The sequence below is a fragment of the Nocardia yamanashiensis NBRC 100130 genome (assembly GCF_001613325.1).
GTDB classification, from domain to species: domain Bacteria; phylum Actinomycetota; class Actinomycetes; order Mycobacteriales; family Mycobacteriaceae; genus Nocardia; species Nocardia yamanashiensis.
Genome location: NZ_BDCD01000002.1, coordinates 1 through 20,126 on the forward strand (window position 1 = coordinate 1; position 20,126 = coordinate 20,126).

Here is a 20,126-nt window from a genome sequence, read left to right on the forward strand (position 1 = left end):
ACTCCGGCAACCAGCTCGCCCAGCGGCTACGTCCACCCCGGCCGTACCCCAACGGGTTTCGGGTCCGCGACCACTACGGGCGGCACGCGCCCCGACGAGGCTGCGGCCGGCTATCGCCGTGGCCACGCGGGCAGCACGCCCGGAGCCTCGAGCCCGGCCGCAGGTGCCGGTACTTCGACCGGAGCGGCCACCGGCCCCACGTCCGCGCGCCACTCCTACCCCGGCCGGGACGCCACCCAGCCCGCAGCCGACGCGAGCCCCAGCGGCATGCCGACCGTCCGGACTCTCGCGGTCAGCGGCGGCCTGCTCACCTTCGAGTGGCCCACCGGCATCACCGAAGTCATGGTTGTAGCCCGGCCCGACGCCCCGCCCATCGACCCCAAGGACTCCCAGGCTCGCAGCTGGAAGGTCACCAACACCCGCTACCAGATCGACGGCGGCGTGAAACTTCCGCCCGATCTCCCGCGTCCCTGCCACCTGGCCGTCGCCTCGTGCCGCCGCGATCCGTCCGGAACCCTTACCGTCGCTGCTGGTTTCGCCTCGACCGCTCACATTCACTGGGGCGGCTGACCGCAGCCGGGCCCAGCAGGCCGAAGCTGTCCCTGACGGCGTGATCGCTGGTGCGTCTCTCGCTTCGACGTTCGATCGCCGGCGGCGTGAAACTTCCATCTGACCTCCTGCGTCCCTGCCGCCTGGCCGTCGCCTCGTGCCGCCGCGATCCGTCCGGAACCTTCACCGTCGCTGCCGGTTTCGCCTCGACCGCTCACATCCACTGGGGCGGCTGACCGCAGCCGGGCCAGCAGGCCGAAGCTGTGCCTGAGAGCGTGATCGCTGGTGTGTTTGTCGTTTCGATTGTTGAACGCAGGGGGCCGGTTGCGGTTCGAGTTGTGCACCTTCGCAACAGATTTCGTGTCGCCACGGACGCTCGGTTCCGAATCGGTGTGGTCATGTGCGGTGCGGCTGCTTGCGTCGTCGTTCGCCGCGGCGTGATTCGCGCGGAGTCGAGGCGTCCGCATCACGGGCCGGCTCTTCTCGTTGCCCGTCGCTGAGCTCCTGTTGTGATTGCGTTCGAGGCAGGGTAGCGGTGTCTCGAGTGTGGTGTGGCTTCGGCTGCGTCGTGGGCGGGAACGGGTTGGTGGCACTGCGGGGAGTGCTTCGTTCCCTCCTGGTCGCGGCGTGGTTGTGCGGGGTGGTGCGGGGGCGGGGGAGGGGGCGTGGGAATCTGAGGGAAGCCGGGGCTGTTGGTGCGTAGTCCGGGGCGAGAGCAGAGAGGCGGAGCCGAGTGGTTGCGAAACTGGTGGCGGTGAGCGACATTCATGTCGGGCATCAGGGTAATAAGCCGGTGGTGGAGGCTATTCGGGCGGATTCGCCGGAGGACTGGCTGATTCTGGCGGGGGACGTGGGGGAGAAGACCGACGATTTCCGGTGGGCGCTGGAGACTTTGCGGGGGCGGTTCGCGAAGGTCATCTGGGTGCCGGGGAATCACGAGTTGTGGACTACCGCAAAGGATCCCGTGCAGATGTTCGGGGCGGCTCGGTACGACTACCTGGTTTCTATTTGCCGGGATTTGGATGTGCTGACGCCGGAGGATCCGTTTCCGGTGTGGACGGGGGCGGGGGCGGAGCAATTCGGCGGGGCGGTGACCCTGGTGCCGATGTTCACGTTGTACGACTATTCGTGGCTGCCGGAGGGGGCGCGGAACAAGGCCGAGGGGCTGGCCATCGCCAAGGATCGCAATGTGGTGGCGACCGACGAGTTCCTGCTGTCGTCCGAGCCCTATCTGACCCGGGATGCCTGGTGTCACGCGCGCGTGCAGTACACGCAGCGGCGGCTGGACGCGCTCGCGCCGGAGACGCCGGTGGTGCTGATCAATCATTGGCCGCTGGTGCGCAAGCCGGTGGACATGATGTGGTACCCGGAATTCGCGCTGTGGTGCGGGACCGATCTGACCTCGGATTGGCACACCAGCTACAACGTGGTGGCCATGGTGTACGGGCACCTGCACATTCCGCGGACCACCTGGTACGACGGGGTGCGGTTCGAGGAGGTGTCGCTCGGCTATCCGCGCGAGTGGCAGCGGCGCGGGCTGCCGGACCAGTTGCTGCGGCAGATCCTGCCGGTGCCGGATTACGGGGATTCGCTGAACGAGTGGGGCGGCCACTTCAAGATCACGCCGGAGATGGCGGCCGCCGCGGCGCAGATGAAGGCGCAGATCCAGAAGCGGCGCGGGGTGGAGTGAGCCCAGCGTCAGGTTGCTGCCGCATTGCCACATTGGGGCGAAACGTGCATATCGGACGCTGACCTGTGATGATGGGGTCGTGCGTGATGTGCTGCCCCAGTTGATCGATCGGGTCCGCCGAGGCCCGGTCGCACTGGCGCGCATCGTCGCGGTGAGCGGGGCCGGCCCGCGTGAGGTCGGCGCGGCCATGGTCGTCACGAACGCGCACGAGGTCATCGGCTCCCTGTCGGGCGGATGCGTGGAATCGGCCGTGGTCGACGCCGCGACGACCGTGCTCACCACCGGCGAGGCGGTGCTCGAACATTTCGGCATAGCCGACCCCGACGGCCTGGCGATCGGCTTGACCTGCGGCGGCGAACTCGAGGTCTTCATCGAACGCGTGGACGCCGCCCGCCTGCCCGCACTCGAGGCGCTCGCTCGCGATATCGCGGCCGCCCGCCCGGTCGCCCTGAGCTCGACCTTGGCCGCCACCCCGCAGTGGCGGCTCATCGGCTCGTCCGAGCTCGATTCGGGAGACTCGGGCACAGCACCGCCCGGCCCCCGGGAGTCGGGCGGGGTGGAATCCAGTTCGGCCGATTCGGATTCCGAGAAAGATCCTGTCGCAGTGAGCCGCGACGCCGTGCATATGGCCCGCACCGGGCGCAGCGGCCTGATCGGATCGGACGAGTGCGAGGGGACCGCGTTTCCGGCGCGAGCGTTCGTGCAGAGTTTCGGCCCGCCCGCGCGCATGATTCTGGCGGGTGCGAATGATTTCGTGCGTGCGCTGAGCCGGCTCGGCGCACAACTCGGATATCACGTCACGGTGGTCGACGCGCGCGAAACCTTCACCACCACAGCGCGTTTCCCGTCCGCCGATGCCGTGGTGGTGGATTGGCCGGACCGGTATCTGCGTCAGGAGCAGCTGGCCGGTCGCATCGATGCGCGCACGGTGGTGTGCGTCCTCACCCATGACACGAAGTTCGATGTGCCGACGCTGGCGGTGGCGCTGGGCATCGAGGAGATCGGCTTCGTCGGTGCCCTCGGTTCTCGCCGCACCGACGCCGATCGACGAGAACGGTTGCGCGCGAGCGGAATCGGCCCAGAACAGTTGCGGCGGTTGCGCAGCCCGGTCGGGCTGGACTTGAACGCCTCAACCCCGGACGAGACGGCGGTATCCATCGCGGCGCAGATCATCGCGGAGTCCGGCGGTGCGTCGGGCCGCCCGCTGAACACCACGGACGGCCCGATCCATCACTGAATGCCGTTGTCAGAGCAGGTGTTCGATCCGCACCGGTATCTCGCGCAACGTCTTCCCGGTGGCATGCCGGATCGCATTGACGATGGCCGCCGCCGCACCCACCATCCCGAGTTCGCCGAGCCCCTTCACACCCAGCGGGTTCACCACCGAGTCCTCGACCTCCACGAACGAGATATCCACTTCGGGCGCGTCGGCATTCACCGGCAGCAGGTATTCCAGCAGCGAGGCGTTCGACCACCGCCCGTCCCGCGGATCGCCGATGCTGCCCTCCATCAGCGCCTGCGACAGCCCCCAGTTCAGCCCGCCCAGCACCTGACTGCGCGCCAGCTTGGCATTGAGCACCCGCCCGGGCGCGAACGCGCCCACCATCCGCCGCACCCGCACCAGTCCGAGGTCGGCGTCCACCGCCACTTCGGCGAACTGCGCCCCGAAACTCATGCACCCGTACGGCATGTCCTGCGCGGGCGGATACCAGGCTCCGATGGCATCCAGATCGATGAGGTGGTTGCGGCTCAGCAGCTCCGAATACTCCTCGCCCACAAAGGGATCCAGTCGCAACCGCAGCGCCCCGTCCCGGGCTTCGATCTTGTCGACGGCGTGATCGTGCAGCGGCGACCCGGAATCGGCGAGCGCCAGCCCGATCAGCTGCCCGCGCAGATCCTCACACGCCGTGTGCACCGCCGCACTGATGATCCCCGCGCCCATGGACCCCACGGCCGCGGCGATATTCGGATAGTCGGTGTCCCCGATATCCACCCGGATGCGCTCGAACGGTATCCCCAGCACATCCCCGGCCACCTGCGCCATGGTGGTCGCCACCCCGGTCCCGAAGTCCTGGGTGCCCGCCTGCACGATCAGCGATCCGTCGGCCAGCAGCCGCACATGCGCCCGCTGCGGCTGCCCGGGCTGGTACACGGGATACCCGGCCGTCCCCATCCCCCAGCCGATCAGCCAGTTCCCGGACCGTCCCGGCCCGGCCCGCCGCTGTTCGGCCGACCATCCGAACCGCTGGGCGGCCTGCCGCACACACGCGGCATAACCGTCCGAACTCCATGGATGCCCGCTCTCCGGGTCGATGACGGCGTGATTGCGCAACCGCAACGCCACCGGATCCATGCCGAGCTGATCGGCCATCTCCTCCACCGCGCATTCCATGGCCACCATGCCGGACGCCTCACCCGGCCCGCGCATGAACGTCGGCGTCATGGTGTTGCCGCGGACGAGGCGATATCGCCCTTCCCAGTTGGGAATTCCGTACGCCTGCCCGGCGACGCTGAGCGACAGTTCCGCCCAATCGTCGAAAGTCGAAGTGACGGAGAGCTTGTGATGCCGCAACCCGGTGAACGTGCCGTCAGCGTCGGCGGTGAGAGTGACCCGCTGTTCCTGTTCCTCGCGTAATCCGGTGCCGTAGAACATCTGCTCCCGGTTCAGCACCACCTTCACCGGCCGTCCGAGTTCGCGCGCCAGCATGGGCGCGAGCGTGACGTGCGGCCACATCATGGCCTTGCCGCCGAATCCGCCGCCCACATAGTGCGCGATCACCCGCACATTGCTGGGCGACATGCCGAGGTAGGCGGCCACGGTGGCCTGGGTGGCGGTGACGCCCTGGGTGGCGTCGTAGATCGTGACGGTGTCGCCGTCCCATTCCGCCGCGGTGGCCGAGCATTCGATCGGATTGTGATGGTTGGCCGCGAAATGAAAAGTGGCGTCGACGGTGTGGGCCGCTGCCCGGGCCGCCGCTTCGAAGTCGCCGCGCGCCTGCACCGCCGGAACCAGGCCGCAGAAGATCTGGTCCGGCTGGTATTGCGCAGCGCGCCCGTCGTCCAGCCGGATCACCGCCTCGCGCCGGTCGTAGCGCACGTCCACCAACTCGGCCGCCTGTTGCGCGGCCTCGAAGGTATCGGCCAGCACAACCGCTATCGGCTGCCCGTAGTAGTGGATCGTGTTGTCCTGCATAGGAAAGAACGTCTGACCGGGTGCGGGCCCGCCGTACGCGGACGGGAACACCGGCGGCACGGCGGTCACCTTGGGCAGGTTCTCGTGCGTGTAGACGGCTACCGCGCCGGCCGCCAGGGCCGCGCTCGTATCGATGGAAACCACTGTGCCGCTGCCGATCCGCGCACCGACGAGCACCGCGTGCGCGATCCCCTGCAACGGCACCTCCGCCGTGTACCGCGCCGCCCCGGTAATCTTGGCGCGCCCGTCGACCCGATCGAAGCCCCGCCCGACCAGCGAATCGGGAACCGTGGCGGTCATCGCGCACCGCCCAGCGGATCGACGCGCGGTCTGACGGTCTCCAGCGCCCGCACCAGGGTCCGCTGCGCCAGCACCACCTTGAAGGCGTTCATCGGATGCGATCCGTCGGCCGCCTCCAGCTCCGCCGCCGCGGCCTTCGCGAAATTCGCTGTGGTGGCGGCCTTCCCGATGAGCTGCGCCTCGGCCGTACGCGCCCGCCACGGCTTCGTACCCACCCCGCCCAGCCCGATCCGCACGTCCACCACGGTCCCGTCGGCCACGTTCAAAGCCACCGCCGCCGAGGTGAGCGCGAACTCGTAGGACTCGCGATCGCGCACCTTCAGATAGTGCGAATTCTTGGCGAACGGCAGGGCGGGCACCTCGATACGCGTGATCAGCTCGTCCTCCGCGATCGGATGCTCGAGCTGCGGCGTGCTGCCCGGGAGCAGGAAGAAGTCGTCGAAGGCGATGGTCCGCTCACCGCGCGGCCCCCACACCGTCACCGTGGCATCCAGGGCCACCAGCGGAATCGCCACATCGGAGGGATGGGTGGCGAAGCAGGACGCGCTGGTGCCGAGAATCGCGTGTCCCCGGTGCATTCCGTCCACCGCCGCGCACCCCGACCCGGGATCCCGTTTGTTACAGGCGTTTCCGGGCTCCCGGAAGTACGCGCACCGCACCCGCTGCATGAGATTGCCGCCCATGGTGGCCATATTCCGCAGCTGCGCCGACGCCCCCTTCTCCAGGGCGACCGCGAGGAACGGATACCGTTCCCGCACACCGGCTTCCGCCGCGACCTCGCTCATGGTGGCCAGCGCGCCGATCCGCAAGCCGCCGTCGGCCGTATGCTCCAGCCCGCCCAGCGGCAGCCAGGTGATGTCCACGACATTGTCCGGTTCCATCGCCCCGGTGCGGAGCATGTCCACCAGCGTCGTCCCGCCGGCCAGGAAAACCGTGCGGGGCCGCGCGGTCACGGTGCTCACCGCCTGTTCCACGGTGCTGGGCCGGGCATAGGAGATGGGTTTCACGGCAGCTCACCGCCCTTGCGCGCCATGGCATCTCGTCCGTCGCGTACCGCCTCGCGAATGTTCTGGTAGGCCGCGCACCGGCAGATATTGCCGCTCATCCACTCGGCGATCTCGCTCTCGGACCCCGCGTGACCCTCCTCGACGCATTTGATCGCCGACATGATCTGCCCGGGAGTGCAATAGCCGCACTGGAATCCGTCCGCCGCCAGGAAAGCCTGCTGCACCGGATGCAGTTCGTCGCCGTCGGCCACGCCCTCGATGGTGGTGACCTCGCGTCCCTCGGCGGCCAGCGCCAGGGTCAGGCAGGCCAGCACCCGCCGATTGTCGATCCACACCGTGCAGGCCCCGCAACCGCCCTGATCGCAGCCCTTCTTGGTGCCGGTCAGGTGCAGGTGTTCGCGCAGGGCGTCCAGCAGGCTGGTGCGGGGTTCGAGCACGGTGAAATGGTCGTGGCCGTTGACCCGCAGCGTGGTCATGGTGCGCGCCGGCCCGATGAATTCGGCGGGCGGCGCACTGCCGCGTCCCGTCGAGGGTTCGACTGTCATACCTCGCCTCCTGCCTCGCGAAGCCACGATGGGCCGCGATATGTGTGCTGGACCGCGTTCGGATATGAACCAGCAAAAGACTAGCAACCATCGCTGGGGTGCGCGCGGCGAAAGCCGGACCCGAACACACCGGCGAACCGGGATCCGCCCGGCCGGTAGGCTCGTTGCGGCAAGTGGCGGTGCGATCAGGAGGCGGTCATCGAGGAGCGGGCAGTCGCGGCGACGGAGTCGGCGCGCATGATCGGCAGAATTCTTCCCGAGGGTGTGGCCGCGGCCGAACTGGTCGCCTACCCCGAGGGCCTGCAGCCGCACCCCGGCGAAGCGCATCTGATCGAGCGTGCGGTGGAGAAGCGCCGCCGCGATTTCATCGGCGCGCGGCACTGCGCGCGGCAGGCCCTGACGCAGCTGGGGGAGCAGCCGGTCGCCATCGGCAAGGGCGGGACGGGGGAGCCGTTGTTCCCGCGCGGCATCGTCGGCAGCCTCACCCATACCGCCGGATATCAGGCCGCGGTGCTCGGGCACCGGCTGCGGTTCCGGTCCATCGGCATCGATGCCGAACCGCACGAAGCCCTGCCGAACGAGGGAGTGCTGGAGGCGACGAGCCTGCCGGAAGAACGCGAATGGCTCGCCGCGGTGCTCCCGGAAACCGGTCTGCACCTGGACAAACTGCTGTTCTGCGCCAAAGAGGCCACCTACAAGACGTGGTTCCCGCTGACCGGCCGCTGGCTGGGATTCGAGGAAGCGCACATCACCTTCACCGTGGACGAGGAGTCGGGCACGGGCGGGGCGGGCACGTTCCACAGCCGGTTGCTGGTGCCCGGTCACGTCACCGACGGCGGCGCGCCGCTGACCGCGTTCGACGGCCGCTGGGTGATCACCGACGGCATCATCCTGACCGCGATCGTGGAGGCCTGATGCGAGAGAAGCGGACACCCCTGGTCGATGCCCTCGGCGGCCTGCTGATCATCGACAAGGACGGCGGCTGGACCAGTCACGATGTGGTGGCGAAATGCCGCGGCATCGTGCGGACCAAGAAGGTCGGGCATGCCGGCACCCTGGATCCGATGGCGACCGGCGTGCTCGTGCTCGGCGTGGAACGCGCCACCAAGATGCTCGGGCAGCTCATCCTCACCACCAAGGCGTATTCGGCGACCATTCGGTTGGGGCAGGCCACCGTCACCGACGACGCCGAGGGGGAGACCACCGCCACCACGGCCGCCGGACATCTCACCGATGCCGAAATCGCTTCGGGCGTAGCCGAATTGACCGGCGACATCATGCAGGTGCCCGCCACCGTCAGCGCCATCAAGATCAACGGTGAGCGCGCCTACGCCCGCGCCCGCGCCGGTGAGGATGTGGAGCTGGCCGCCCGGCCGATCACCGTGAGCCGCTTCGACATCCTGGCGCGCCGCGATATCGACACCGGCACAACCACTTTCGTAGATCTCGACGTCGAGGTCGAATGCTCCTCCGGCACCTACATCCGCGCCCTGGCGCGCGATCTCGGCGAAAAGCTCGGCGTCGGCGGCCATCTCACCGCCCTGCGCCGCACCGCGGTCGGCCCGTTCACCCTCGAACACGCCCGCACCCTCGAACAGCTGAGCAAAGCCGCCGAATCCGGCGACCCCCTGCTGAGCCTGGACATCGACGAGGCCGCCCGCGCCGCCTTCCCGACCCGCGACATCACCGACCAGCAGGCCGAGGACCTCCGCAACGGCCGCTGGCTGGACCCCATCGGCATCAAGAGCGTCTACGCCGCAATCGATTCCGAGGGCCACGCCATCGCCCTGCTCCAGGAAAGCGGCAAACGCGCCGCCTCCGTCATGGTGGTCCGCCCCGCCAATCTCTGAGCGCCTTCTCGGAACTGCCATGACCCTGGTTCTGGGGGCGTAATGGCCTTCTGCCGCATCGCGATACGTACGTACCGGAGCATTCGGCAGGGAGGTAGACGGTGATGCGTAGGTGGGGGCTGTGGCGAACCGGGATCGCGCTCAGCGCATTGGCATTGGTGGCGGCATGTGAACCGGCCGAATCCAGCTCGGGCTCCGGAACCAGCTCGCCGAGCTCATCTCCGAGTAGCTCTGTGATCGCTACCAAACCGGCGTCGAAGCCGGCCGGCGACGGCAAGGTGACCATCAAGACCGCTTCGCTGAAGGGCGTGGCGATTCCCTATGTGCCGGTGCATCTTCGGCTGTATCAGCCTTGCGACCCGGCCGGGCACGATCGGACCGAAGGCACTCCGGAGGTGCAACGGTTCGACGGCGTCACCGACCTCAGCGGGCAGGCCGTGTTCACGGTTCCGGTGGGCTGCTACGGATTCGACATGGAGCCGGTGCCGGGCACCGATCCGGTTCCCGAGGGCATGCACACCTTGTTCGTGGAGACCGACGGCCAAGCCGTGACCGGCAATCTGCGCTTCCAGGATCCGGCTCCCGAGCCGGTGTGCGCGCAGCAGACCATCAACCATGATCTGAAGGTCGAGTCGCGGCTCAGCAGCGCCACCGCCAAGGTGACCGGGTGCGACGGGAAATGGTCGGTCATCGCCTGGGATGTGCAGGGCGACAGTCAGCGCATCGTCAAGCACACCAATTCCGGGTGGACCACCTATGTCGGATTCCCGCACGATGTCTGCTGGGCGAAAGCGCAGAAAGACGGTGTGCCGGACCGGTTGAAGGAGTACTTCACCAGCTGCTGAGTGACCGCGCGCCCGGACCCGCCTACAGTTCGAGAGTGGAATTGCGGCAGTTGCGGTACTTCGTGGCGGTGGCGGAGGAATTGCACTTCCGCCGCGCCGCGGAGCGCTTGTTCATCTCGACGCCGACGCTGAGCCAGCAGATCCGGGCGATCGAACGCGAAGTGGGTGGGCCGCTGCTGATCCGCGGCGCCCAAGGCGTCGAATTGACCGCTGCCGGTGAGGTTTTGCTGAAGAACGCGCGCACCGTCCTGGACGTGGCGGACACCGCACTGCGCGAAACCCGCGCCATCGCCCAGCCGGGCCGGGCAGTGTTCCGTCTCGGCGTCGTCAACGGCGCCCCGTCCTGGTTGCCCGCCCGCATCGAAACCCTGCTGAAGTCGCGGCAGCCCGGTGCGCGGGTGATCCTCACCGGCGGCCCGAGCGCGGACCAGGTGCGCCTGCTCGATCGCGAGGAAGTGGATCTCGCGGTATTGCGCATGCCGGTCCGCCTGCCCGACCACCTCACCCACACGCCCGTGGCGGACGAGGAACTCGGCGTGGTCATGTCGCGCGAACACGAACTCGCGACCTACGAGGCGATCGCCCCCGCACACCTGAAGGGACGCGAACTCATCATGTTCGCCCGCGATGCCGCCCCCGACCTCCACGACTCCCTGCTCACCCAGCTCCGTCAGCGCGGCGCCGCGATCTCCCTGAGCGACAGCGCCATGAGCCACGCCCAAATGCTCGCCCTCCTCCCACTCCGCCCCGCCGCCGTCGGCCTCGGTTCCGCCCGCACCGCCACCACCCCCGGCCTGGTCTGGCGCCCCCTGCTGCCCACCCCACTCGTGGTCACCTACATCGCCGCTTGGCGAGCCACCGCCCGCAACCCGGTCCTCCGCGCGGTCGCCCAGGTACTGGCAACCGGTTGAACAACTCTCGTGGCTCTCAGGGGCAAGCCCCTGAAACCCCAGCGCGAGAAGGTGCCGGAATGGTCGGGAGCTGGGTTGTTAGGTTCGGCCACATATGGGTTAGATGATGCGTCGTGGACCGGGGGCGGCTGTCGTTGTTGGCTGAAAGGCATGACGGACAACGGAATTCGGGAAATCGGGCGGGTGGTCGTGGTGGGCGGCGGGTCCGGGATGGGGCAGGCTATCGCCGACGCATTGCTGGCGGCGGGCGGTGAGGTGACCATTGTGGGGCGGTCGCAGGCGCGGTTGGCGGATGCGGTGCGGGAGCTCGGTGACGGCAAACTGAGTGCCGTTGCCGCGGATGTGAGTGACGAGGCGCAGGTGGCGCGGGTGTTCGAGACGGTCGGCGAAGTCGATCATGTGATTACGACCGCCGCGCAGGTCGCCGGGGCGTACGGGCCGGTGCGGGAGTTCGACTTCGATACGGGGAGAGGGTTTCTGGAGTCCAAGTTGATCGGCTCGATGCTGCTGGCCAAGCATGCGCGCATCGCGGCGGGCGGCTCGCTCACCTTCACTTCCGGAATCGCCGCGTACCGTCCGGCGGCGGGCGGGTCGATGGTGGCCTCGGTGAATGCCGCGCTGGAGGGGCTGGCGCGGGCGCTGGCCATCGAGCTGGCGCCGAACCGGGTGAACGTGGTCTCCCCGGGCTGGGTGCTGACCGGGGTATGGGATCAGATGCCCTGGCCCGACACGGACGAACGGCACCGGGCGATGGCCGAGAAGCTGCCCGCCGGTCGCCTGGGCCGACCGGAAGACATTGCGGCGGCGGTGCTTTCGCTGGTGCGCAATCCGTTCATCACCGGCACCGTCCTGCATGTGGACGGCGGGCACCGCCTGGTCTAGACCTCGGTCAGCCAGATGGCCTCGGCGGCGATGCTGCCGAGGTCCACGGTGCGCTCGTCGAGGCGGATGGCGATGGTGCCGGCGAAATCGCGGCGCTCCTCGACCGTGATCGGCGTATCGAGCGCGATGCCGAGGGAATCGAAGTACCGGAGCATGGCCGGATCCGAATCGGAAATCCGTGCCACCCTGCCGGTTTGGCCGTCGTTGAAATCGCTGAGCTGCTTGGCCGGCGGCGTCGGCACCGCACCGTCCACCGACGGGATGGGGTCGCCGTGCGGATCCCGGTCCGGGTAGCCGAGTTTGGCGTCTATCCGCGCCATCAGGGTCTCGGAGACGGCGTGTTCCAGAACTTCCGCCTCGTCGTGCACCTCGTCCCACCCGTAGCCGAGCTCGTTGACGAGGAAGGTCTCGATGAGCCGATGCCGGCGCACCATGGCGACGGCGGCGCGGCGGCCGTCCGCGGTGAGCGTGATGGACCCGTACCGGGCGTGCTCGACCAGTCCCTGATCGGCGAGCTTGCGGACCGCCTCCGACACCGTGGAGGCCGAGACGCCGATCTTCTCCGCGAGCAGCTTGGTGGACACCTTCTCCGGTGACCATTCCTGCGCGGTCCAGATCACCTTCAGGTAGTCCTGGGCGACCGAGGACAGCACCGGCGCCATGTTCACGCCATCGGGCGCGGAGTCTCCGTCGGGTGCGGAAGCGGCGGACGGATCGGCCAGCTCGCGGCGCGTGGCGATGTCTCGTTTTCCGGGCACATACCCGAGCTTAGGCACAGTACGTCCGGTTTCCCACATCGGCGCGCTCGCTGGTAAGAGCACGTGAACACGGGGTGTCGGGTGTGCTTCTTCTGTGCGAGATCCGCACCGCCGAATATTGTCCGTGATGCGGTTTGCGTAGGCTTCCCACTGTGCAGAGATGGCGAAGTCTCGATGAGATGCCCGCGGAGTGGGGCCGGTGTGTGCTCACCATCGGCGTGTTCGATGGCGTACACCGCGGTCACGCGCAGCTCATCAGCCGTGCGGTGAAATCCGCTGCGGTGCGGGGCGTTCCGTCGGTGCTCATGACATTCGATCCGCATCCGCTGGAAGTGGTGCGGCCCGGTTCGCATCCGGCGCAGCTGTCCACCCTGGACCGGCGCGCGGAACTGGTCGAAGAGCTCGGCATCGACGTGTTCGTGGTGATGCCGTTCACCCGCGAGTTCATGAAGCTGACTCCGCAGGAATACGTGCAGGAACTGCTGGTGAACCGCCTGCACGTGGCCGAGGTCGTGGTGGGGGACAACTTCACCTTCGGCAAGCAGGCGGCGGGCACCGTGGACACCATGCGCGAGCTCGGCCGCGAACTCGGCTTCGACGTGGACGGGGTGCAGTTGCTCGGCGAGCACGCGGTCACCTTCTCCTCCAGCTACATTCGCCGCTGCCTGGCCGATGGCGATATCGCCGCCGCGGCCGAGGCGCTGGGCCGCCCGCATCGCCTGGAAGGCGTGGTCGTGCACGGCGACGGGCGCGGCAAGGGGCTCGGCTTCCCGACCGCGAACGTGGCGCCGACCATGCACGCGGCCATCCCGGCCGACGGCGTCTACGCGGGCTGGTTCACCGTCCTGAACGAGGACGACCCGCTCGCGGGCCGGCAGTTCATGGCCGCCATCTCGGTCGGCACCAACCCCACCTTCGACGGCCGCAACCGCACCGTCGAACCGCATTTGCTGGACTTCGACGCCGACCTCTACGGCAAGCGCGTAGCGGTCGATTTCGTCGACCAGCTGCGCGGCATGCGCAAGTTCGAATCCATCGACGAGCTGGTGCAGGCCATCGCGAGAGATGTGGACCAGGCCCGCAAAGTCCTCACTCCGGACGACGTGTAGACTGGCCCGTCGGGTTTGCTGCGGTCCGCGGCGGCGCCCAACCGGGTCTCCCGGTCAATTCCGAGCGCGGACTGAAACAACAGGAGTTATCTGTGGCTCTCACCACTGAGCAGAAGAAGGCGATCCTCGCCGAGTACGGCGTGCACGAGAAGGACACCGGTTCCCCGGAAGCCCAGATCGCGCTGCTGTCGAAGCGTATCGCCGACATCACCGAGCACCTCAAGAAGCACAAGCACGACCACCACACCCGCCACGGTCTGATGGCGCTGATCGGTCGTCGCAAGCGGCTCTCGAAGTACCTGCAGAACAACGACATCGAGCGTTACCGTTCGCTGATCGAGCGTCTCGGCCTGCGTCGCTGATCGCGGCGACACACTCCGACTGCCATAGGTAGTTGACGAACCAGCCAACGAGGAGGCTTAGAATCTCCCCGTTGGCTTTTTCGCGTATTCGGCCGAAGTCCCCAACACAGGGGGAATCCAGCCGGATACGCGGCAACGAACAAGCCGTATGCACCCGCCGCGTGGCGTCGGTCTTCGGTAGTGGCTTTTCGGCAAGCGCGCAGTAAAGAGGACATTGCGCTGCCGGAGGGCTTCGATCGATGACCGCCTCCGCGTCGCCGTACCCAAGGGGGTTCGGCCGGGTGTGCTGACAGCGACCACGAGGGTCGCCGTTCGCCCATGCCGGGTACGGCTTGACGAGCCGGATTGCGCGCACACCGTACGTGCGCAGCCGGCGAAGACGAGAGGTTGAGAAGAGAAAAATGTCTGACACAGTGACGTCGTCGGCCGTAGAGGTCGAGCCCGGCGTTTTCGAGTCCGTGGCCCTGATCGACAACGGCGCCTACGGCACCCGCACCATCCGGTTCGAGACCGGCCGCCTGGCCAAGCAGGCCGCGGGTTCGGTCGTCGCCTACCTGGACGACGAGACCATGCTGCTGTCGGCGACCACCGCCGGCAAGCACCCCAAGGACCAGTTCGATTTCTTCCCGCTGACGGTGGACGTCGAAGAGCGCATGTACGCCGCGGGCCGCATCCCGGGCTCGTTCTTCCGTCGTGAGGGCCGCCCCTCCACCGACGCCATCCTGACCTGCCGCCTGATCGACCGGCCGCTGCGCCCGTCCTTCGTCGACGGCCTGCGCAACGAGATCCAGGTCGTCGTGACCGTCATGTCGCTCGATCCGCAGGATCTGTACGACGTGGTCGCCATCAACGCGGCGTCGGCCTCCACCCAGATCGCCGGTCTGCCGTTCTCCGGCCCGGTCGGCGGCGTGCGCGTCGCCCTGATCGAGGGCCAGTGGGTCGCGTTCCCGACCGTCGAGCAGCTGGAGAAGGCCGTGTTCGACATGGTCGTCGCCGGTCGCGTGGTCGACGGTGACGTCGCCATCATGATGGTCGAGGCCGAGGCCACCGACAATGTGCTGGCCCTGATCGCCGACGGCGCCTCGGCGCCGACGGAAGCCGTTGTGGCCGAAGGCCTCGAGGCCGCCAAGCCGTTCATCGCCCGCCTGTGCAAGGCGCAGCAGGACCTGGCCGCCCTGGCGTCCAAGCCCACCGAGGAGTTCCCGCTCTTCCTGCCCTACGAGGCCGACGCGTTCCAGGCCGTCGAAGGCACCGCGAAGGCGGAGCTGAACGAGGCGCTGTCCATCGCGGGCAAGCAGGAGCGCGAGGAGAAGATCGACGAGATCAAGCTCTCCGTGCTGTCCTCGCTCGCCGAGTCCTTCGAGGGCCGCGAGAAGGAACTGGGCGCGGCGTTCCGTTCGCTCACCAAGAAGCTGGTGCGCCAGCGCATCCTGACCGACAGCTTCCGCATCGACGGCCGTGGCCTGGCGGACATCCGCGCGCTCTCGGCCGAGGTCGCGGTCATCCCGCGCGCCCACGGTTCGGCGCTGTTCGAGCGTGGCGAGACCCAGATCCTGGGCGTCACCACCCTCGACATGGTCAAGATGGCGCAGCAGGTCGACTCGCTCGGCCCGGAAACCTCCAAGCGCTACATGCACCACTACAACTTCCCGCCCTACTCCACCGGTGAGACCGGTCGCGTGGGCTCGCCCAAGCGTCGCGAGATCGGCCACGGCGCGCTCGCCGAGCGCGCCCTGATGCCGGTGCTGCCGTCGCAGGAGGAGTTCCCCTACGCCATCCGCCAGGTGTCGGAAGCGCTGGGCTCCAACGGTTCCACCTCGATGGGCTCGGTCTGCGCCTCCACCCTGTCGCTGCTGAACGCCGGTGTGCCGCTGAAGGCCCCCGTCGCCGGTATCGCCATGGGCCTGGTGTCGGACACCGTGAAGAACGACAAGGGTGAGGACGAGGTCCGCTACGTGGCCCTCACCGACATCCTGGGCGCCGAGGATGCCTTCGGCGACATGGACTTCAAGGTCGCCGGCACCCGCGAGTTCGTGACCGCGCTGCAGCTGGACACCAAGCTCGATGGCATCCCGTCGCAGGTTCTCGCCGGTGCGCTGAACCAGGCCAAGGACGCCCGCTACACCATCCTCGACGTGATGGCCGAGGCCATCAACACCCCGGACGAGATGAGCCCGTACGCTCCGCGCGTCACCGCCATCAAGATCCCGGTGGACAAGATCGGCGAGGTGATCGGGCCCAAGGGCAAGGTGATCAACCAGATCACCGAGGACACCGGTGCGAACATCTCCATCGAGGACGACGGCACCGTGTTCGTCGGCGCGACCGACGGCCCGTCCGCGCAGGCCGCCATCGACGCCATCAACGCCATCGCCAACCCGCAGCTGCCGAAGGTCGGCGAGCGCTTCCTGGGCACGGTCGTGAAGACCACCGCCTTCGGCGCTTTCGTCTCGCTGCTGCCGGGACGCGATGGCCTGGTGCACATCTCGAAGCTGGGCAACGGCAAGCGCGTCGCCAAGGTCGAGGATGTCGTCAACGTGGGTGACAAGATCCGCGTCGAGATCGCCGATATCGACAACCGCGGCAAGATCTCCCTCGTCCCGATCGACGAGGATGCGGACAACTCCGACGCCGCAGCTGCGGTCGAGGCCGCTGCCGAGTAGAAACTGTCTGTGTGACGAAGAAGAAGTCGGAATCCCCCTCGCTCCGCAATTCGGAGCAGGGGGGTTCCTCTCTTGTCCAGCATTCCGCCGACCTCCCGTCCGCCGATACCGGCGTGCGGAAAACCGTGCTGCCCGGCGGACTACGGGTAGTGACCGAACATGTGCCGGGCGTGCGCTCGGCGTCCGTCGGCGTCTGGGTGGGCGTCGGTTCGCGCGACGAAGGCCCGACCGTGGCCGGGGCCGCGCACTTCCTCGAGCATCTGCTGTTCAAGGCGACGCCGACGCGGTCCGCGCTCGATATCGCCGAGGCCATGGATGCCGTCGGCGGTGAACTGAATGCGTTCACGGCCAAGGAACAGACCTGCTATTACGCCCACGTCATCGACGAGGATCTGCCGCTGGCGGTGGATCTGGTCTCGGATGTGGTGCTGCGCGGGCTGTGCCGGGCCGAGGACGTGTCGGTGGAACGTCAAGTGGTGCTGGAAGAGATCTGCATGCGCGACGACGATCCCGAGGACATGGTCGGGGACGCGTTCCTGACCGCGCTCTTCGGCGATCATCCGATCGGGCGGCCGGTGATCGGCAGCGTCGAGACCATCGAATCGATGCAGGCGCACCAGCTGCGGTCGTTCCATCTGCGGCGCTACCGGCCCGACCGGATGGTGGTCGCGGTGGCCGGCAATATCGAACACGATCACGTGGTCGAACTGGTGTACCGGGCCTTCGCCGATCGCCTGGACAGCGGGCAGGAACCGGCGCCGCGCCGGGAAGGCAAGTTCCGGCCGCGCACGAATCCGGAACTGCTGCGCATTCACCGCGACAGCGAACAGGCGCACCTGGTGTTCGGCACCCGCGCCTTCGGCCGCCACGAAGGCGAGAAGCGGTGGCCGCTGTCGGTGCTCAACACCGTGCTCGGCGGCGGACTGAGTTCACGCTTGTTCCAGCGCATCCGGGAAGAACGCGGCCTGGCGTACTCGGTGTACTCCAGCGTCGACACCTTCGCCGACACCGGCGCGTTCTCGGTCTACATCGGCTGCCAGCCCGAAAACCTCGGGCGGGTGGCGACTTTGGCACGCGGCGTGCTGGAAGAGGTGGCCGCCAACGGCATCACCGATGCCGAATGCGCGCGTGCCAAGGGCTCTTTGCGCGGCGGACTGGTGCTCGGGCTGGAGGATTCCGGCTCCCGCATGAACCGCATCGGGCGCAGCGAACTCAGCTACGGCAACCATCGCAGCGTGTCCGAAACCCTCGCTCGCATAGACGAAGTCACCACCGCGGAGGTCTCGAAGATCGCGGCCGCGCTGCTCTCCCGCCCCTACGGTGTCGCGGTCGCCGGACCCTACCGGCGCACGCGTGACCTGCCCGCGGCGGTCCGCCATCTGGTGGATTGAGCGAACACCTGTGTGCTGACCGCCACCCCTCGGCCGGTCATGGCTATGATCGCCGTGGCCGGTTGTTGGAGGGGATGTGCTCGAACCAGGTGAGAAGTTCGCCGGGTATGTGATCGAACGTGAGTTGGGTCGTGGCGGTATGGGTGCGGTGTACCTCGCCCGTCACCCCCGGCTGCCGCGTTGGATCGCCTTGAAGCTGCTCAACGCGGAATTCCACGGAGACAGCGAGACTCACGCGCGCTTCGAGCGCGAAGCCGATCTAGCCGCGCGCCTGAACCATCCCGGCATCGTGACCGTCTACGACCGCGGGGTCGAGAACGGGCGGCTGTGGATCGCCATGCAGTACGTGGACGGTGTCGAAGCCGAATCCGTTCCGGTGGAGGAACTGCCGCCCGCGCGGGCCGTGGAGATCGTCACCGCCACCGCCGAAGCCCTGGACTACGCGCACCGGGTCGGCGTGCTGCATCGAGATGTGAAGCCCGCCAATATCCTGCTGGCCCGCGAGACCCGGGAACAGCAGCCGGGCGTGCTGCTCACCGATTTCGGGATCGCCCGCCTGCAGGAGGACAACGCCCAGCTGACCGATTCCGGCGCGGTCATGGCGACCCTCTCCTACGCCTCGCCCGAACAGCTGTCGAACCAGCCCGTCGATTCGCGCTCCGACCAATATGCCTTGGCGTGCACGCTGTTCCGGCTGCTCACCGGATCGATGCCGTTCCCCGCCACCGATCCGGGCGCGATCGTCAAGGCGCACCTGTACGACAGTCCGCTGCCGATCGCGAGCCTGCGGCCCGGGTTGCCCGTCGGGCTGGATCCGGTGCTGGCGCGCGGGCTGGCCAAGAAGCCGGACGAGCGGTACCGGACCTGCGCCGAGTTCGCGGCAGCGGCTTGGCGGGCCATGGAGGCCGCGGCGGGCTTGCCCGGGCCGCCGCGCCCGGTCGAAACCGCCACCCGCAGTTCGGGTGTGCACCATCGGGCGCCGGATTCGGCGCGGTCGCGCTCCGGTGGGAGTGGCGCCGGGCAGCGGCCCGGCGGGAACACCTCCGGTCAGCGGTCCGGCGGGAACCCGGTCCAGCGAGCCGGCGGGACCGGATCGGTCCGGGTTCCGGAAGGCCCGAACGCACCCCGCCGCGCCGCCGCGAACCCCGAAACCGGTGCCGCGCACCGAAGACCAGGCCGGCCCCCCACCCCGGGACGACCGGGCACCGATTCCGGCCGCCGGGCGGAAGCGTCCGGCCGTAACGGCTCCACCGGTACCGTCACCCGAACCGGCGCGACCGGCGGCGCCAGACGCCGCCCGTCCACCGGCCGCACCGGCATGGTCAATATCGCCCAGCTGTTCGCCCCGCGCTCCGGCCGCCATCTGAAAGTGGCTGCCACCGAACCCGAACGGGCCCGGCGCGCCCGCCTGTGGGCCATCGCGGTAGCCGTCACCTGCCTGGCCGCCGTCCTCGGCCTCACCATCCTGCTGACGTCGCCGTCCGGCCAATCCGCGAAAACGAAGTCCGCGCCCCCCGAAATCGTCGAAATGTCGGCCGCTTTCCCCAAAGTCGTCCCCCGCGAAGGCACCGCGGGCACCGGTTTTGCGGGCGCCAACTGCCGCGTGGTGGACCCCGAAACCGCCGACTTCAAAGCCCGCGTGGCCTTCGACGGCTGGACCTCCGCCTGGCAGTGCACCTACACCGCCGGCCACGACGTCCAGGAGTACGCCCTCTTCGCCTACCGCAATGTGGCTGCCGCCCAATGGGCCTCCAGCCAGGCCCGCCTCACCTCCTCCACCGTCGACGAGCCCACCTTCACCGAAACCAACAACGGCAAGACCTACACCAACCGCCGCTTCGACCGTTCCCCCGACAAACCCTCCACCGTCTTCCTCACCTCCTTCTTCGACGACCCCAAACGCGAGAAGTTCCTCCTCTTCACCAAGGGCGACCCCGCCACCCCCAGCGGCGTCGTCGACTGGTGGAAAACCCTGCCCCTCGGCTGATTTACGTCACCGGCGGCCTCGATCCGGTCGGGTGCTGGCGATTCATCCCATTGGGAAAGACCGGAGGCGGGAAGTGGGGGAGAC

At 68.2% G+C, this 20,126-nt stretch carries 17 protein-coding genes; 13 read left to right on the top strand and 4 right to left on the bottom strand.

The annotated features are described in order from the left end of the window. The 3 genes from NY1_RS43550 to NY1_RS00085 all read left to right on the top strand — a co-directional run. Positions 1-570: SaeA-related protein (locus tag NY1_RS43550; RefSeq protein ID WP_501193560.1), on the top strand; the 570-nt coding region annotated here is incomplete at its 5' end. A 712-nt stretch (positions 571-1,282) separates the two neighbouring features. Next, positions 1,283-2,239 (top strand): metallophosphoesterase family protein, encoded by a 957-nt coding sequence (locus NY1_RS00080; protein WP_067706332.1) that lies wholly within the window; start codon positions 1,283-1,285, stop codon positions 2,237-2,239. A gap of 79 nt (positions 2,240-2,318) precedes the next feature. Beyond that, positions 2,319-3,476, top strand: coding sequence for an XdhC family protein (locus NY1_RS00085; RefSeq protein WP_067706335.1), 1,158 nt, complete (start codon positions 2,319-2,321; stop codon positions 3,474-3,476). Between the two features lie 9 nt (positions 3,477-3,485). On the opposite strand, the gene NY1_RS00090 is transcribed toward NY1_RS00085, so the two are convergent. The 3 genes from NY1_RS00090 to NY1_RS00100 are packed head-to-tail and all read right to left on the bottom strand — an operon-like array spanning position 3,486 to position 7,284. After that, complete coding sequence (locus NY1_RS00090) at positions 3,486-5,732, bottom strand: xanthine dehydrogenase family protein molybdopterin-binding subunit (RefSeq protein WP_067706338.1); 2,247 nt, start codon at positions 5,730-5,732, stop codon at positions 3,486-3,488. Further along, a complete protein-coding gene (locus tag NY1_RS00095) occupies positions 5,729-6,739 on the bottom strand; it encodes an FAD binding domain-containing protein (protein WP_067706341.1) in 1,011 nt (336 codons plus the stop codon). The genes NY1_RS00090 and NY1_RS00095 overlap by 4 nt, the downstream gene beginning before the upstream one ends. Continuing rightward, positions 6,736-7,284 carry a (2Fe-2S)-binding protein gene (locus NY1_RS00100; RefSeq protein ID WP_084534478.1) on the bottom strand — a complete coding sequence of 183 codons (549 nt, stop codon included), beginning with the start codon at positions 7,282-7,284 and terminating at the stop codon, positions 6,736-6,738. Before NY1_RS00100 ends, NY1_RS00095 begins: the two co-directional genes overlap by 4 nt. A gap of 237 nt (positions 7,285-7,521) precedes the next feature. Between NY1_RS00100 and npt the strand changes: the two genes are divergently transcribed. From npt to NY1_RS00125, 5 genes are all read left to right on the top strand, one after another. After that, positions 7,522-8,199 carry a 4'-phosphopantetheinyl transferase Npt gene (gene npt, locus NY1_RS00105; protein WP_067706344.1) on the top strand — a complete coding sequence of 226 codons (678 nt, stop codon included), beginning with the start codon at positions 7,522-7,524 and terminating at the stop codon, positions 8,197-8,199. After that, positions 8,199-9,134 (top strand): tRNA pseudouridine(55) synthase TruB, encoded by a 936-nt coding sequence (truB, locus tag NY1_RS00110; RefSeq protein ID WP_067706347.1) that lies wholly within the window; start codon positions 8,199-8,201, stop codon positions 9,132-9,134. Before npt ends, truB begins: the two co-directional genes overlap by 1 nt. 233 nt (positions 9,135-9,367) lie before the next feature. Continuing rightward, entirely contained in the window at positions 9,368-9,979 is a 612-nt protein-coding gene (locus NY1_RS00115) for a hypothetical protein (protein WP_233434147.1), read from the top strand. 35 nt (positions 9,980-10,014) lie between these two features. Continuing rightward, on the top strand, positions 10,015-10,890 hold the full coding sequence (locus NY1_RS00120) for a LysR family transcriptional regulator (protein WP_067706351.1): 876 nt from the start codon (positions 10,015-10,017) through the stop codon (positions 10,888-10,890). A 150-nt stretch (positions 10,891-11,040) separates the two neighbouring features. Further along, a complete protein-coding gene (locus NY1_RS00125) occupies positions 11,041-11,772 on the top strand; it encodes an SDR family oxidoreductase (RefSeq protein WP_067706354.1) in 732 nt (243 codons plus the stop codon). On the opposite strand, the gene NY1_RS00130 is transcribed toward NY1_RS00125, so the two are convergent. Beyond that, the gene (locus NY1_RS00130) at positions 11,769-12,434 is read right to left on the bottom strand and encodes a metal-dependent transcriptional regulator (protein ID WP_157575230.1); all 666 of its coding nucleotides are present in this window, start codon (positions 12,432-12,434) and stop codon (positions 11,769-11,771) included. The genes NY1_RS00125 and NY1_RS00130 overlap by 4 nt on opposite strands. Positions 12,435-12,682: 248 nt before the next feature. On the opposite strand from NY1_RS00130, the gene NY1_RS00135 reads away from it, so the two are divergent. From NY1_RS00135 to NY1_RS45020, 5 genes are all read left to right on the top strand, one after another. Next, a complete protein-coding gene (locus tag NY1_RS00135) occupies positions 12,683-13,639 on the top strand; it encodes a bifunctional riboflavin kinase/FAD synthetase (protein ID WP_067706357.1) in 957 nt (318 codons plus the stop codon). A gap of 92 nt (positions 13,640-13,731) precedes the next feature. Beyond that, a complete protein-coding gene (rpsO, locus tag NY1_RS00140; RefSeq protein WP_067706360.1) occupies positions 13,732-14,001 on the top strand; it encodes a 30S ribosomal protein S15 in 270 nt (89 codons plus the stop codon). Positions 14,002-14,402: 401 nt separating this feature from the next. Continuing rightward, complete coding sequence (locus NY1_RS00145; RefSeq protein ID WP_067706363.1) at positions 14,403-16,664, top strand: polyribonucleotide nucleotidyltransferase; 2,262 nt, start codon at positions 14,403-14,405, stop codon at positions 16,662-16,664. 113 nt (positions 16,665-16,777) lie between these two features. After that, positions 16,778-18,055, top strand: coding sequence for a M16 family metallopeptidase (locus tag NY1_RS00150; protein WP_233041448.1), 1,278 nt, complete (start codon positions 16,778-16,780; stop codon positions 18,053-18,055). A gap of 76 nt (positions 18,056-18,131) precedes the next feature. After that, positions 18,132-20,042 carry a serine/threonine-protein kinase gene (locus NY1_RS45020; RefSeq protein ID WP_267888387.1) on the top strand — a complete coding sequence of 637 codons (1,911 nt, stop codon included), beginning with the start codon at positions 18,132-18,134 and terminating at the stop codon, positions 20,040-20,042. The last annotated feature ends 84 nt before the right edge of the window (positions 20,043-20,126 follow it).

What these genes read in the sequence shown, in the direction of transcription:
- truB (WP_067706347.1), top strand. Translation starts at nt 8,199, where the DNA reads ATGCGAGAGAAGCGGACACCCCTGGTCGATGCCCTCGGCGGCCTGCTG.
- NY1_RS00100 (WP_084534478.1), bottom strand. Translation starts at nt 7,284, where the DNA reads ATGACAGTCGAACCCTCGACGGGACGCGGCAGTGCGCCGCCCGCCGAA.
- NY1_RS00130 (WP_157575230.1), bottom strand. Translation starts at nt 12,434, where the DNA reads ATGGCGCCGGTGCTGTCCTCGGTCGCCCAGGACTACCTGAAGGTGATC.
- NY1_RS00125 (WP_067706354.1), top strand. Translation starts at nt 11,041, where the DNA reads ATGACGGACAACGGAATTCGGGAAATCGGGCGGGTGGTCGTGGTGGGC.
- NY1_RS00145 (WP_067706363.1), top strand. Translation starts at nt 14,403, where the DNA reads ATGTCTGACACAGTGACGTCGTCGGCCGTAGAGGTCGAGCCCGGCGTT.
- npt (WP_067706344.1), top strand. Translation starts at nt 7,522, where the DNA reads ATGATCGGCAGAATTCTTCCCGAGGGTGTGGCCGCGGCCGAACTGGTC.
- NY1_RS00090 (WP_067706338.1), bottom strand. Translation starts at nt 5,732, where the DNA reads ATGACCGCCACGGTTCCCGATTCGCTGGTCGGGCGGGGCTTCGATCGG.